The 12,877-nt window shown below is 62.4% G+C and carries 13 protein-coding genes and 2 tRNA genes; 2 read left to right on the plus strand and 13 right to left on the minus strand.

Annotation, left to right across the window (positions count from 1 at the left end; all coding sequences use genetic code 11):
• Nucleotides 1-4 precede the first annotated feature (4 nt).
• On the minus strand, nucleotides 5-778 hold the full coding sequence (locus tag AC1DN9_RS03070; RefSeq protein WP_478097162.1) for a protein-L-isoaspartate(D-aspartate) O-methyltransferase: 774 nt from the start codon (nucleotides 776-778) through the stop codon (nucleotides 5-7).
• Between the two features lies 1 nt (nucleotide 779).
• Nucleotides 780-1,544: a 5'/3'-nucleotidase SurE gene (gene surE / locus AC1DN9_RS03075; protein WP_478097536.1), complete on the minus strand. Its 765-nt coding sequence runs from the start codon at nucleotides 1,542-1,544 to the stop codon at nucleotides 780-782.
• 125 nt (nucleotides 1,545-1,669) lie between these two features.
• Here surE and AC1DN9_RS03080 point away from each other — a divergent pair, with 125 nt between their 5' ends.
• The gene (locus AC1DN9_RS03080) at nucleotides 1,670-2,656 is read left to right on the plus strand and encodes an NADPH:quinone oxidoreductase family protein (RefSeq protein WP_478097164.1); all 987 of its coding nucleotides are present in this window, start codon (nucleotides 1,670-1,672) and stop codon (nucleotides 2,654-2,656) included.
• A gap of 61 nt (nucleotides 2,657-2,717) precedes the next feature.
• On the opposite strand, the gene AC1DN9_RS03085 is transcribed toward AC1DN9_RS03080, so the two are convergent.
• The 7 genes from AC1DN9_RS03085 to AC1DN9_RS03115 all read right to left on the minus strand — a co-directional run bounded on the left by AC1DN9_RS03085 (nucleotide 2,718) and on the right by AC1DN9_RS03115 (nucleotide 7,831).
• A complete protein-coding gene (locus AC1DN9_RS03085; protein WP_478097166.1) occupies nucleotides 2,718-3,056 on the minus strand; it encodes an H-NS histone family protein in 339 nt (112 codons plus the stop codon).
• Nucleotides 3,057-3,171: 115 nt separating this feature from the next.
• Nucleotides 3,172-3,247 (minus strand) — tRNA-His (locus AC1DN9_RS03090).
• Nucleotides 3,248-3,277: 30 nt separating this feature from the next.
• Entirely contained in the window at nucleotides 3,278-5,191 is a 1,914-nt protein-coding gene (locus AC1DN9_RS03095; RefSeq protein WP_478097168.1) for a SurA N-terminal domain-containing protein, read from the minus strand.
• A 74-nt stretch (nucleotides 5,192-5,265) separates the two neighbouring features.
• A tRNA-Val gene (locus tag AC1DN9_RS03100) sits at nucleotides 5,266-5,341 on the minus strand.
• A gap of 14 nt (nucleotides 5,342-5,355) precedes the next feature.
• Nucleotides 5,356-5,628, minus strand: coding sequence for an HU family DNA-binding protein (locus AC1DN9_RS03105; protein WP_007830705.1), 273 nt, complete (start codon nucleotides 5,626-5,628; stop codon nucleotides 5,356-5,358).
• A 223-nt stretch (nucleotides 5,629-5,851) separates the two neighbouring features.
• Nucleotides 5,852-6,937, minus strand: a complete 1,086-nt coding sequence (locus tag AC1DN9_RS03110) for a tartrate dehydrogenase (RefSeq protein WP_478097170.1) — start codon at nucleotides 6,935-6,937, stop codon at nucleotides 5,852-5,854.
• Between the two features lie 3 nt (nucleotides 6,938-6,940).
• The gene (locus AC1DN9_RS03115) at nucleotides 6,941-7,831 is read right to left on the minus strand and encodes an alpha/beta fold hydrolase (protein WP_478097172.1); all 891 of its coding nucleotides are present in this window, start codon (nucleotides 7,829-7,831) and stop codon (nucleotides 6,941-6,943) included.
• A 75-nt stretch (nucleotides 7,832-7,906) separates the two neighbouring features.
• On the opposite strand from AC1DN9_RS03115, the gene AC1DN9_RS03120 reads away from it, so the two are divergent.
• The gene (locus tag AC1DN9_RS03120) at nucleotides 7,907-8,851 is read left to right on the plus strand and encodes a LysR family transcriptional regulator (protein ID WP_478097174.1); all 945 of its coding nucleotides are present in this window, start codon (nucleotides 7,907-7,909) and stop codon (nucleotides 8,849-8,851) included.
• A 6-nt stretch (nucleotides 8,852-8,857) separates the two neighbouring features.
• Here AC1DN9_RS03120 and AC1DN9_RS03125 read toward each other — a convergent pair whose 3' ends face one another.
• The 4 genes from AC1DN9_RS03125 to AC1DN9_RS03140 form a co-directional block, all read right to left on the minus strand.
• Complete coding sequence (locus AC1DN9_RS03125) at nucleotides 8,858-9,739, minus strand: DMT family transporter (RefSeq protein ID WP_478097176.1); 882 nt, start codon at nucleotides 9,737-9,739, stop codon at nucleotides 8,858-8,860.
• Complete coding sequence (gene pgsA, locus AC1DN9_RS03130; RefSeq protein WP_478097178.1) at nucleotides 9,736-10,302, minus strand: CDP-diacylglycerol--glycerol-3-phosphate 3-phosphatidyltransferase; 567 nt, start codon at nucleotides 10,300-10,302, stop codon at nucleotides 9,736-9,738. Before pgsA ends, AC1DN9_RS03125 begins: the two co-directional genes overlap by 4 nt.
• 68 nt (nucleotides 10,303-10,370) lie before the next feature.
• The gene (gene uvrC, locus AC1DN9_RS03135) at nucleotides 10,371-12,362 is read right to left on the minus strand and encodes an excinuclease ABC subunit UvrC (protein ID WP_478097179.1); all 1,992 of its coding nucleotides are present in this window, start codon (nucleotides 12,360-12,362) and stop codon (nucleotides 10,371-10,373) included.
• Nucleotides 12,363-12,367: 5 nt separating this feature from the next.
• Nucleotides 12,368-12,850, minus strand: a complete 483-nt coding sequence (locus AC1DN9_RS03140; protein WP_478097181.1) for an OsmC family protein — start codon at nucleotides 12,848-12,850, stop codon at nucleotides 12,368-12,370.
• Nucleotides 12,851-12,877: the final 27 nt, after the last annotated feature.

Raw genomic sequence — 12,877 nt, forward strand, 5'->3', positions numbered from 1 at the left:
TCCTTCAAGCAATTCCTGATTTTAGGGGGACAAAGTGGACCGCCTCAAGAATGCGCCGCTCGAGTCCACGTGCCGTTTTGTCAATGACAACCAAGGCTTGTCCACCCGGCGCGGACTGTGTCGGCGCGACGATCCGGCCGCCAACGGCCAGTTGCGCGACCCATGTTTCGGGCACCACTTCGCCACCTGCAGCCGCGATGATGCCGGCATATGGCGCGCCCTTGGCGTACCCCACCATGCCATCGCCGAGCAGGAGATGGACCGTCGCCAACCGGAAGGGTCGCAGATTCGAACGAGCCCGCTCGTGCAGCCCTCGCAATCGCTCGATGCTGTAGACCTCGGTCGCCACTTGTCCTAGCACCGCGGCCTGATAACCGCATCCAGTGCCTATCTCCAGCACGCGACCCAATCGCTCCGCCGGCTTGTTCGCCAACGCGGGCGCACCAAGCAACAACTCGACCATCCTTGCCACCACGTTGGGCTTGGAAATCGTCTGCCCCAATCCGATCGGCAGGCTGGTGTCTTCATAAGCCTGATTGACCAGCGCACTGTCGACGAACAAATGTCTCTCGACCACTCCCATTGCGCGCAGCACGCGCCCGTCCGCAATACCCTGCGCAGCGAGCCGTTGGACCATGCGCGCGCGCACTGCATCGGAGGCCATTGAGGGCGCCCCTTGAACAGTCGGCTTCGCGGGCACTGCCGGCGCCCGACTTCGGGCGGGGGAAGAGGCCGAGGGCGTCAGCCGCACGGGGAAGCCGGGTCGCTGGGCGGCCATGTCAGGATGGCTCGCCCAGGCGAGCCACCGTGTCGCGCCATTGATCGAGATGGGCGTGATCCGTCAAGTCGATCTGCAGCGGCGTCAACGCAATATGGCCAGCTGCCGTCGCGTGGAAATCCGTGCCTTCACCGCTGTCCTTTGCGCCGCCCGCACCGGCAATCCAGTACATCGTCTCGCCGCGCGGACTGTCTTGCGTGATCACCTTTTCAGCGGCATGACGGCGCCCCAACCTGCAAACCTTGACCGGCTTCAGCGCATCAAAAGGCAGGTTCGGCACATTGACGTTCAGCAGAAATGCGCCACCCCCAAGCATCCGCTCCTGTTCGATCTGCTCGACGAGACGCCGCGCCGCACGTGCCGCAGCATCGACATGTGCCCATCCCTTCTCGATCTGAGAAAAGGCGATCGCCGGTATGCCGAAAAGATAGGCCTCCATAGCCGCACCGACTGTGCCCGAATAGATCGTGTCATCGCCCATGTTGGCACCGTTGTTGATGCCGGAGACGACCAGGTCCGGTCGATAGTCAAGCAGGCCTTTCAGCGCGATATGCACGCAGTCGGCCGGCGTTCCAGTGACGTATCGAAAACCGTTGTGCGCGGTATGCACATACAGCGGCGCAGCCAGCGTGAGTGCGTTCGACTTGGCGCTGTTGTTGTGCTCGGGCGCAACCACTTCGACATCGGCAATTTCCATCAACGCGTCGTGCAAGGCGACGAGGCCGGGAGCCTGGTAACCGTCGTCGTTCGAAATAAGTATCTTCATGGTGTCTATGAGTCCGCGCGATTGTAGGCGGCGGGTGCGTCGCGACTGGGACAACACGGTCATTGGACCCCGCCTATCATGGCCCGCATTCTTCACCATCCAGATTCATTACAGGAGACACGAGCATGCACGCATGGCTCTGCGAGAACCCCATCGGCGTCGACGCGCTGACGTGGAAAGAACTGCCGACCCCTCAACCCGGTCCAGGCCAGGTGCTCATCGAGATCAAGGCTGCCAGCCTGAATTTTCCTGATCTGCTGATCGTACAGAACAAGTACCAGATGAAGCCGCCATTGCCATTCGTTCCAGGGTCCGAATACGCGGGCATCATCGCCGCGGTGGGTGAAGGCGTCACGCACCTGCGCGCGGGTCAGAACGTTGCATGCCTGTCGGGCACCGGCGGCTTCGGAACGCACACGATTGCGCCAGCGGCCTTGTGCATGCCCCTGCCCGACGGTTTCGGATATGTTGACGCAGCGGCATTCATCATGATCTACGCAACGTCATGGCACGCACTGATGGACCGGGCCCAATTGAAGGCCGGCGAAACCGTGCTGGTGCTCGGTGCTGCAGGAGGCGTCGGTACCGCCGCAATACAGATCGCAAAAGCGGCGGGCGCAAAAGTTATTGCGGCGGCGTCGACCGACGAAAAATGCGAGCTCTGCAAATCGATTGGCGCGGATCTCACGATCAACTACACGACGCACAGTGTTCCCAACGCATTTCGTGACGCAGTGAAGGCGGCGACCGATGGCAAAGGACCTGACGTCATTTACGACCCGGTCGGCGGCGAATTCGCAGAGCCGGCATTCCGCTCGATCGGCTGGCGAGGTCGCTACCTGGTTGTAGGGTTCGCAGCTGGACCCATTCCCTCGCTGCCATTGAATTTGATGCTCTTGAAGGGCGCAGCCCTGGTCGGGGTGTTCTGGGGCGATTTCGCCAAGCGCGAACCCAAAGCGAATGCGCAGATGATGGCCGAATTGGCAAAGTGGTACGGCCTGGGCAAGATCAAGCCAGTCATCGACAGCACGATGCCCTTGGCCGAACTGAAAGCAGCCTATGCGCACATGGGCTCGCGGGGCGTGAAGGGCAAGCTGGTGCTCGTCAACTGAGGCCGCCGGTATAGTTCAACAAAAAGCCCGCGACTGCGGGCTTTTTTATAGTGCAAGATCTTTACTTGATCTCGAACTCCGACAGCGATTTACCGGCAGCAATGGCCTCGGTGACCCACCGTGGCTTGCGACCGCGACCGCCAGACCACGTTTCACCGGTCGGGCTGCGATACTTTGCAGCCGCCTTGACCGGTGCCGCAGCGACGCTCCGCTTGCCACCGCGCGCCGTAAGTTTGAGGTCGGTTGCCGTCAGGCCATATTCGGCGATCTTCTTGCGCAGTTCCTCGATCACGCCAGCTCGTTCTTGATTTCTGAGCTCTTCGGCTTGCTTGCGCAATTGCGCGATCTGCTCATCATGCTTCTTGATCTGGGAATTGATGTCGGCAAGGGTTGAGGCCATCGGTGCTAATCCTCCGAATTGGAAAGCAAAAATTCTAATTCAAATCCCAATTGCCACAACGAGCCGAACAAAAAAAAGCGCCGACCATGGGTCGGCGCTTTTGATCAAGATGGTTTGGGGTGGCTGATGGGACTCGAACCCACGACGACCAGAATCACAATCTGGGACTCTACCAACTGAGCTACAGCCACCGCAGAGCCGGCAATTGTAGCGTGAAAAAACTACCTTTCGACGGCAACCCCGGCGTCAGACGGCTTCGGGACCAAAATTTCTGCCTTGAACCGATCCTTCAGCAGGTTGTAGTAAGCCGCCGTTTCGGCCGCTCCCACCGCCTGCCCGACTTGCTCGCTTTCCTGCTTGGCCGCCTCGGGGGCAGGCGGCGTGCGTGGAACTGTCTTATTGACGCGAACGACGGCGAACCCTTGCGCACCAAGGTCCGCGCCGACGAACACCGGCAACTTGGAGCCATCGGCACGGAGCGCACTCTCGATGACAGACGTGGGCTGCGACTGGGTTTCCAGCCGCGAGACGGTCATCGGCGCACCGAGGTTTGCACCAGTGGGATTCGCCTGCCATGCTGCGAGCTTGGCCAAACCCTCGGCCTTTGCAAGTGCTGCCGATCGCTCCGCGATAAGTTGAGTGCGGACCTTTTCCTTGACCTCGTCGAACGCCAAAGCGCGAGCGGGCGAGTATTGGGTCACGCGCCCAGATGCAAGTTGGTTCGGTCCGATTTCAATTGCCTCAGTGTTGTGCTTGCGCTCCAGCGAATCGGGCGCAAACAGGGCATTCAGGAAATTGCGACTTGCCAGCACGCCGGTTGCGCCCTGCGCGGGCGTCCGTCCCACATTGCTCGCCGTTTGAATCGTGAGTTTCAACTTCTCGGCTGCGGGCTTCAGACTATCGGGTTGCTGATAGACGATGTCGGTGAAGATCTCGGCCGCCTTGGCGAACTCCTGCGTCGCCTGCTGCCCCCGCACCTCGTTCTCGATGGTGGCGCGCACCTTCTCGAAGGGCGGCACCACTGCCGGCTTGATGTCGTTGAGCTGAATGATGTGAAAGCCGAATTCAGTCTCGACCACGTTGCTGATTTCACCCTTCTTGAGGGCAAACATCGCGTCTTCGAAAGGCTTGACCATCGCGCCGCGCGTCACGAAATCAAGATCGCCTCCCTTTTCAGCCGATCCGGGATCCTGCGAATTCTTGCGAGCCACGTCCGCAAAACTGGCCGGCGCCTTCCGGACCTCTGCGAGCAACTGTTCCGCCTTCGCACGGGCCTTTTCGCGTTCAGCAGCAGGCGCGCTGGCGGGGGAGGCAATCAGGATGTGGCTTGCGCGCCGCTCTTCCTTGGTGCCGAAGCGCGCGCTGTTCTGGTCGTAATAGCTGCGGAGATCAGCCTCGCTCACCGCAATGTTCTTCTTCGCTGCCTCAAGGTCTAGAACGAGGTATTCGATGCTGGCTTGTTCGGGCGCCCGGAACTGCACTGTGTGTTCTTTATAGTAAGTCTGCAGATCGTCGTCGCTGACGCTGACCTTCGACGCGAAATCGGCCGGCTTGAACATCGCCACCTGAATCTCGCGACGGTCGTAGAAAGCATTGAGCGTCGCTGCAGCCTGGGCCGCGGTCGCAAACGAAGTTCCCGACACACCGAGGGATACCTGCTGCGTTGCCAGGTCTGCGCGCACCGCCGCTTCATATTGCTCCGGCGTCCGGCCAGTCGCACGCATGAAGGTTTCGCGGTCGAACTTGCCGTCGGGCGTGCGGAAGGACGCCAGGCCGGCATCTTCGGCGAACATACGGGCAAGCCGCTCTTCGGATACCGTCATGTTCGACTTCGAAGCCGCTGCCGCCAGCACGCGATCACGCACCATGCGCTCCAGCGTTGCATAGCGCGCTGCATCCGAATCGAGCATGGCAGGTTCGATGTTCGGCGCCTGCTGGCGAATCCGGTCGACCTCGTTGCGATGCTGCTGGTCCCATTCAGGACGCGTGATGTCGGTACCCGCCACGCGGGCGACCTTCTCGCCCTGGCCGCCGCTCTGATACCGATCGACGCCAAACAGCACGAACGACGGAATGATCAGCAAGAACAAGAACACCATGATGACCTTGTTGTACTTGCGGAAGGAATCAAACATGCTTGAGGACTCTCTCTGACGGATTGCGAAACGGCAACAAAAAAGGCGAACACTGTGTTCGCCTTTGCATCGGGTGGTGGGTGCTGAGGGGTTCGAACCCCCGACCTACGCCTTGTAAGGGCGCCGCTCTACCAGCTGAGCTAAGCACCCCCGAAACAGTAATCTCAGTTCAATGCGTCCTTGAGCGCCTTGCCGGGACGGAACTTCGGAATCTTGGCGGCCTTGATTTTAATCGCGTCGCCGGTGCGCGGATTGCGACCGGTCCGGGCGGCACGCTTGCCGACTGCAAAAGTGCCAAAACCGACGAGCGACACGGAACCGCCCTTTTTGAGCGTGGTACGAATGGCGCCGATGGTGGATTCGAGTGCGCGCGTGGCAGCGGCTTTGGAAATATCGGCGTTTTTTGCGATGTGCTCAATCAGTTCGGTCTTGTTCACAAGGGCCCCTTGCAGAAAAAATGTTGATCAGGGTCAGAAGCGATCCCGTCCCCGCGACGAGGCCGCGGGGTGCATGCTGGAAAAAAGGGTGGCAGTTCTGACGCGCCGGCAGCGCACTGCCGACAAGGATTACAACCACTGGTCTACGGGGTGTCAATAAGACACTCACCCCATAGACCACGGCGAGGAGCGCGATTTTAGTGGCGTTTTGACGAAGCCGATTTCAAAGCGCCTCGGCAATGGCCTTTCCGAGGTCGATCGTGCGTCCCGTACCGCCGATGTCCGGCGTGCGCGGAGCGCCGCTGTCGGGAGCAAGCACCTTTTCGATCGCGGCCATGATGGCATCGTGGGCCGCCTTGTGGCCGAGGAATTCCAGCATCATCGCGCCGCACCAGATCTGGCCGATGGGATTCGCGATGCCCTTGCCGGCGATATCGGGCGCCGAACCATGCACCGGTTCGAAAAGCGAAGGTGTCGTGCGCTCCGGATTCAGGTTGGCGCTCGGCGCGATGCCGATCGTGCCGGTGCACGCCGGCCCAAGGTCCGAGAGGATGTCCCCGAAAAGATTGCTCGCCACGACCACGTCGAAGAAGTCCGGCCGCTGCACGAAATGAGCCGTGAGGATGTCGATGTGGAACTTGTCGAGATTCACGCCCGGATAGGTCTTCGCCATCGCTGCGACGCGTTCGTCCCAGTAGGGCATCGTGATGGAGATGCCGTTGGACTTGGTCGCGCTGGTGAGATGCTTTTTCGGCCTCGACTGCGCAAGCTCGAAGGCGAACTTGAGCACACGATCCACCCCGACGCGCGACATCACCGTTTCCTGCACGACGATCTCGCGGGCGGTGCCTTCATACATGCGCCCGCCGATGCTCGAATACTCGCCCTCGGTGTTCTCGCGCACGATGTACATGTCGATCTCGCCAGGCTGCCGCGGCGTGCCGTCACGGCGTACCACGGGCGCCACGATGCCTGGCATCAGTCGCGCGGGCCGCAGGTTGATGTACTGGTCGAACTCGCGCCGAAACAACAGCAGCGAGCCCCAGAGCGAGACATGATCCGGAATCTTCTCTGGCCAGCCGACCGCGCCGAAGAAGATTGCGTCATGACCACCGATCTGGTCCTTCCAGTTGTCGGGCAGCATTTTTCCGCGCTTCTCGTAGTAGTCCCAACTCGAAAAATCGAAGTGATCGAACTTCAGGTCGATACCGAACTTCCGGGCGGCCGCGTCGAGCACGCGCAAGCCCTCCGGCATCGTTTCCTTGCCGATGCCGTCACCGGCGATGACCGCGATTCGTTGGGTACTCATGTCTCAATCCTTGGGAGTCGTGTTGAAAAATGAAAGGGCCTCGGCGAGCAATTCGGCGGGCGCTTCTTCGGGAATGTAGTGGCTGCACGAAAGCGTGCCGCCGGAGACGTCATCGGCACGCTCACACCACATCGACAGTACGTCGAAGCAACGGCCAACCACGCCATGCTCGCCCCAGAGCACGCGCAACGGCTGGCTCAGCTTGCGGCCGGCCGCGACGTCGGCCCGGTCATGGTCGAGGTCGATGCTGGCCGATGCGCGATAGTCCTCGCAGATAGCCTGCGCGGTGCCGTCGATCGCGGCACAGCGCTCGTATTCAGAGAGAGCTTCGGCCGCAAATGGCGCAAGCCCCGCATGGCGTCCGCCCATGACGCTGCGAATGTATCGAACCGGGTCCGATTCGATGAGTGCCTCGGGCAATGGTGGCGGTTGAATGAGGAAAAACCAATGCCAGTAGGCTCGCGCAAAAGCTTCCGATGTGTTTTCGTACATCGCGAGCGTCGGCGCGATGTCGAGCAGCATCTGCCGCTCCACGGCTTGCGGATGATCCGCTGCAAGCCGATGCGCCACTCGTGCGCCCCTGTCGTGAGCCAGTACGCCAAAGCGCTCGAATCCGTGATGACGCATGACCGCCAGCGCATCGAGCGCCATTTCCCTTTTGCTGTAGCGCGCATGGGCTTCGTCCGCAGTCGGCCTGCCCGAGTCGCCGTAGCCGCGCAGGTCGACCAGGACCACCCTGAAGTGTTCTGCCAATCCCGGCGCTATGCGATGCCAAATGGCATGTGTCTGCGGATGCCCGTGCAGCAGCAGCAGTGGCCTGCCGCTGCCACCGATCCGCCCGTGCAATCGAACCCCATCGCGCGAAAGATCGAAGGAGGAAAACGAAGGGAACATGCGAAGGATTGTGCGTTGCGCATAGCTCTTCATCAAGCAACAATCAGCCAATTCATACTTTCCGATTTGGCAGCAATGGATCGCAGCGATCTCGAACTCGTCATGGCTATCCGAGATCGCGGCAGCCTGGCCGGCGCAGCGCTCGCATTGGACGTCGTGCCGTCAGTCGTCACGAAGCGACTAGGGGCGCTGGAAGCGCAGTTGGGGCAACGCCTCTTCGACAGGACGACGCGCCGGCTGAGCGCCACCGCTGAGGGCGAAGCGGTGTGCCTGCATGCCAAGGGATTGCTCGAGGGCTTCGCGGCACTGGAAAACGAACTGGGCGAGCGCCAGACCGAACTGAGCGGGACCATCAGACTCGTCGCAACCTTCGGGTTCGGCAGGCTGTGGCTCGGCCCGGCGCTAGCGATATTCAACGAGAGGCATCCCGGATTGCACATCCAGCTCACCCTGGCGGAAAAACTGCCCGACCTTGGTGCGGCGCGCTACGACGGCGCCGTGTGGCTGTGGGCGCCTCAGGAGCGCCACGCCAGTGACTGGGTCACCCGTCGCATCGCGCGCAACCAGCGCGTCCTGGCAGCCTCCCCAGCCTATCTGGCGCGCCGCGGCCGTCCAGCAGACGCGGCTGCACTGGCGTCGCACGATTGCCTGATTGCCCGGGAGAACAACCAAGCCGACGAACGTGAATTCGCACTCTGGACGTTGCACCACGCCCGAGACAGCACCAGCGCGCGTGTTCGCGTGAGCGGGCCGCTTTCGAGCAACTCGGGGGAACTGGTTCGAGACTGGTGCCTTGCCGGCCGCGGCGTGATGTTGCGCAGTCTCTGGGACATCGCGCCTTTGCTCGCATCGGGAAAGCTCGCCCGTGTGTTGCCCCAGTACACGATGCCTGATGCCGATGTGCAATGGATCGCGCCTTGGCGGCCCAAGACGCCGAAGCGCGTACGCCTGCTAATCGATTTCCTGGTGGAACGTTTTCGTTCGGAGCCCTGGAAGAGCGGTAGCGCGGCCGTACGCTGAGCGGTTTCAGCGCGCGCCGCGAACCGCCAGACTCACGCCGACGGCGGTCAGCGCAATGCCTGCAAGCGTCATCGCAGTGATCGGTTCAGCGAAAAGCAGCCATGCCATGACCGCCGTACATGGCGGCACCAGATAGAGCAGACTCGTGACCGCCGTCGCCGTGCCGCGCTGGATCAGGATGTAGAGCAGCGAGCTTCCGCCCAGCGATAACGCCAGCACCGACCAAGCCATCGCGCCGCCCGAAGACAGGTTCCAGTGAATGCTGTCCTGCTCCAGCGCCGCGAAGGGCAACGTGACAATCAGCGCTGCCGCCAACTGGATGGCGTTGGCGCTGCGCACGTCGCAGGGCGCCACGAATCGCTTCTGATACAGCGTGCCCGCCGTGATCGATAGCAGCGCCATGATCGCAAGCCCCATGGTCAGCATGCTGACTTCGCCGCCCTCACCCAGCTTGCGCGAAACAACGAGAACCAGCCCCACGAAGCCGAGCAGAAGTCCCGCCCATTGACGCCGAGTGACCGTGCCGCCGCGCAAAGACAACCAGACCGCGGTCAACACTGGCTGAATACCGACCAGCAGCGCCACAAGCCCCGAGCCCATGCCGGCCCGAACCGCCGCCCACACGCCACCCAGATAGCCGGCCTGCATCAGCACGCCGGTGACGGCGAGATGGCTCCACTGCAAGCGCTTGCGGGGCCACGCGACACGCGCGAGGCGCACCCAGATCAGGAAGCAGACGACCGACAGCGCATAGCGCACCGCCAGGAACTCGAGCGGTGGCGCGTAGGGCATGCCATAGCGCGCCACGATGAAGCCGGTACTCCAGATGAGCACGAAGACACCCGGCATCGCACGCAACCAGCCCGCAGAGCGGGCCGTGTCGGTCATTTGGCCCGGGCCCGAATTTCGGGAATCGCTTTTTGCAGGTAGTAGACCATCGACCAGACCGTGAGCACGGCGGAAATCCAGATCAGCCACTGGCCCCAGGCGCCTGTATCGATCCAGCCGAACAACATGCCGTTGAAGAGCAGGAACGGGATGGCGACCATTTGCACCGCGGTCTTGACCTTGCCGATCATGTGGACCGCGACGCTCTTGCCGGCCCCGATCTGCGCCATCCACTCGCGAAGCGCCGAGATGGCGATTTCACGTCCGATGATGATCAGCGCCACGAACACATCGGCGCGATTCAGGTGCACCAGCACGAGCAGCGACGCGCAGACGAGGAACTTGTCGGCGACGGGATCGAGGAATGCACCGAAGGCCGAAGTCTGGTTGAGCCTGCGCGCCAGAAAACCGTCCAGCCAGTCCGTCGCCGCGAAGATGATGAACATCACCGTCGCGATGAGGTTGCGCATGGGCTCGGACAACGGCAGGTAGAACACGCCCACAATCAGCGGAATCGCGACGATGCGCGCCCAGGTCATGATCGTTGGCAGAGTCCAGAACATCGGCTCGATTGTGTCATGGCATGAAGACTGTTCTCGGGTGCTCGCCGAGAAGCCTCGAGCCCAAGGGTCTAGTGCAGCGCCCGGTAGATTTCCTCGGCAAGGTCGAACGCGATGCCGTCGACCGACGCGATATCTTCCACACTGGCCGCCGCAACGCCGCGAATGCCCCCGAAGCGCTGGAGCAACCGGGCGCGGCGCTTGGGGCCAATACCGGGGATGTCTTCGAGCTGGCTGCCGCCCACCCGCACCTTGGCTCGCTTGGCGCGCATGCCGGTGATGGCAAAACGGTGCGCCTCGTCGCGGATCTGCGCGACCAGCATCAGTGCCGCCGAATCCCGGCCGAGGTAGACCTTTTCCCGGCCGTCTGCGAACACCAGTTCTTCGAGGCCGACCTTGCGCCCCTCGCCCTTTTCCACGCCGACGATCAGCGAGAGTGGCAATCCAAGCTCGCTGAACACCTCGCGCGCCATCGAGACCTGGCCCTTGCCGCCGTCGACCAGCACCAGATCCGGCATGCGGGCCGAGCGAGTGCCCGGTGGAGCGTCCGTTCCCGCGCCGGCCGCATCGCCGGCCGGCGGCGCATTGGTCTCTGCCGCCATGGCCTCGGCCAGCTTGCCGTAGCGGCGATGCAGCACCTGCCGCATCGCGGCGTAGTCGTCTCCGGGCGTGATGCCTTCGATGTTGAAGCGGCGGTATTCGCGGTTCTGCATCGCGTGATGCTCGAATACCACGCAAGAGGCCTGCGTCGCTTCACCCGCCGTGTGCGAAATGTCGAAGCACTCGACGCGGAAGGTGTCGAGGTCATCCGGCGCGAGTTCAAGCGCATCGACCAGGGCGCGCGTGCGGGCCTGCTGCGAGCCCTCTTCCGCGAGCAGGCGTGCCAGTTGCAGGCTGGCGTTCTTGCATGCCATCTCGAGCCAGTGGCGCCGCTGCTCGTGCGGCTGGAATACGGCCGTGACGCGCGTGCCGGCCTGCAGCGACACCGCCGCGATCAACTCACGGCTCACAAGCTCGCTCAACACCAGCGTGGCGGGCACGGGAACATCGATGTAGTGCTGCGCAATGAAAGCCTCGAGAACCTGGACCTCGACCGCATCCGGCACATCCGGCACATCCGGCACATCCGGCACATCCGGCACATCGTCGTCGCCTTCCACATCGCGCTCGCTATGCTGGATCAGCGTTGCGTCTTCGACGTGCACCGGAAAGTACGCCCGATCGCCCAGATGCCGGCCGCCGCGCACCATCGCCAGGTTGACGCAAGCCTTGCCGCCCTGAACCTTGACCGCGAGGATGTCGACATCCTTGTCGGAGGCGATCTCGACAGACTGCTGGTGCAGCACGCGCGAAAGCGCCGACATCTGGTTGCGCAACTCGGCCGCCTGCTCGAACTCGAGCTTCTCGGCATGCGCCATCATTCGCGCCTCGAGTTGGGTGAGCACGGCCTGGGTATCGCCCATCAGGAAGGCTTCGGCGTTGGCGACGTCCTGTGCGTAGGCTTCCGGTGCGATGTAATCCACGCAAGGCCCGCTGCAGCGCTTGATCTGGTAGAGCAGGCACGGCCGCGTACGGTTGCTGAAGACCGTGTCCTCGCAAGTGCGCAGCTTGAAGACTTTCTGCAGCAGCTGGATCGACTCCTTCACCGCCCATGCGCTCGGGTACGGCCCGAAATAGCGATGCTTGCGATCGACCGAGCCGCGGTAATAGGCCAGCCGCGGAAAGGTGTGCGAAGCGATCTTGAGATAGGGATAGCTCTTGTCGTCGCGAAAGAGAATGTTGTAGCGCGGCTTGAGCGTCTTGATCAGGTTGTTCTCAAGAAGCAGCGCCTCCGCCTCGGAGCGCACCACCGTGGTCTCCATGCGTGAGATTTTCGAGATCATGTGGCCGATGCGTGTGCCGGCGTGATTCTTCTGGAAATAGTTCGCCACGCGCTTCTTGAGATTGCGCGCCTTGCCCACATAGAGCACCGCGCCCGCCGCGTCGAAGTAGCGGTAGACGCCGGGCAACTGCGGCAACGACGCCACTTCGCTGAGCAACTGTTCGGAATGCGTTTCTGACATCGTCTTTATTGTGGTGCCGCGCGGGCCAGGACCGGCTCGCAACGCACATCGGTCTTGACCGAATTGGCGATGAAGCACTGGTCGTGCGCCGCGTGGTGCATGGCCTCGATCTGCGCATGCGACGGGAGCTTCTCGCCGGAAAACCGCACGTCCGGTCGCAGCGTGACGACGGTGATCACGACCTTTCCCGCGGCGCTGCGGCCCATCTGCCCGATTGCTTGGTCGCTGTAGCGATCCACGCAAAAGCCGCGCTCGGCGGCGATCGACAGGAACCACAGCATGTGGCAGCTCGACAGCGAAGCGACGAAAGCCTCCTCGGGGTCGACGCCCGCGGGATCGGACAACGGCACCGGCACCACGTGCGGCGACGACGAGCCGAGCCATTCGGCACCGCCGTCGAAGCGGATGAGGTGGCGGCGGCTGTACTTGTTTCCCAGGAAGTCCTGGTCGCCGCGCTGCCAGAGGATGTCGGCCGAGTGCTGTGACATGAATGCTGTCTCCGATGTCGCCATGAG

The sequence above is a fragment of the Variovorax sp. 05L425 genome (genome assembly GCF_056397705.1).

What these genes read in the sequence shown, in the direction of transcription:
- AC1DN9_RS03070 (WP_478097162.1), bottom strand. Translation starts at nt 778, where the DNA reads ATGGCCGCCCAGCGACCCGGCTTCCCCGTGCGGCTGACGCCCTCGGCC.
- surE (WP_478097536.1), bottom strand. Translation starts at nt 1,544, where the DNA reads ATGAAGATACTTATTTCGAACGACGACGGTTACCAGGCTCCCGGCCTC.
- AC1DN9_RS03080 (WP_478097164.1), top strand. Translation starts at nt 1,670, where the DNA reads ATGCACGCATGGCTCTGCGAGAACCCCATCGGCGTCGACGCGCTGACG.
- AC1DN9_RS03085 (WP_478097166.1), bottom strand. Translation starts at nt 3,056, where the DNA reads ATGGCCTCAACCCTTGCCGACATCAATTCCCAGATCAAGAAGCATGAT.
- AC1DN9_RS03095 (WP_478097168.1), bottom strand. Translation starts at nt 5,191, where the DNA reads ATGTTTGATTCCTTCCGCAAGTACAACAAGGTCATCATGGTGTTCTTG.
- AC1DN9_RS03110 (WP_478097170.1), bottom strand. Translation starts at nt 6,937, where the DNA reads ATGAGTACCCAACGAATCGCGGTCATCGCCGGTGACGGCATCGGCAAG.
- AC1DN9_RS03115 (WP_478097172.1), bottom strand. Translation starts at nt 7,831, where the DNA reads ATGTTCCCTTCGTTTTCCTCCTTCGATCTTTCGCGCGATGGGGTTCGA.
- AC1DN9_RS03120 (WP_478097174.1), top strand. Translation starts at nt 7,907, where the DNA reads ATGGATCGCAGCGATCTCGAACTCGTCATGGCTATCCGAGATCGCGGC.
- AC1DN9_RS03125 (WP_478097176.1), bottom strand. Translation starts at nt 9,739, where the DNA reads ATGACCGACACGGCCCGCTCTGCGGGCTGGTTGCGTGCGATGCCGGGT.
- pgsA (WP_478097178.1), bottom strand. Translation starts at nt 10,302, where the DNA reads ATGTTCTGGACTCTGCCAACGATCATGACCTGGGCGCGCATCGTCGCG.
- uvrC (WP_478097179.1), bottom strand. Translation starts at nt 12,362, where the DNA reads ATGTCAGAAACGCATTCCGAACAGTTGCTCAGCGAAGTGGCGTCGTTG.
- AC1DN9_RS03140 (WP_478097181.1), bottom strand. Translation starts at nt 12,850, where the DNA reads ATGTCACAGCACTCGGCCGACATCCTCTGGCAGCGCGGCGACCAGGAC.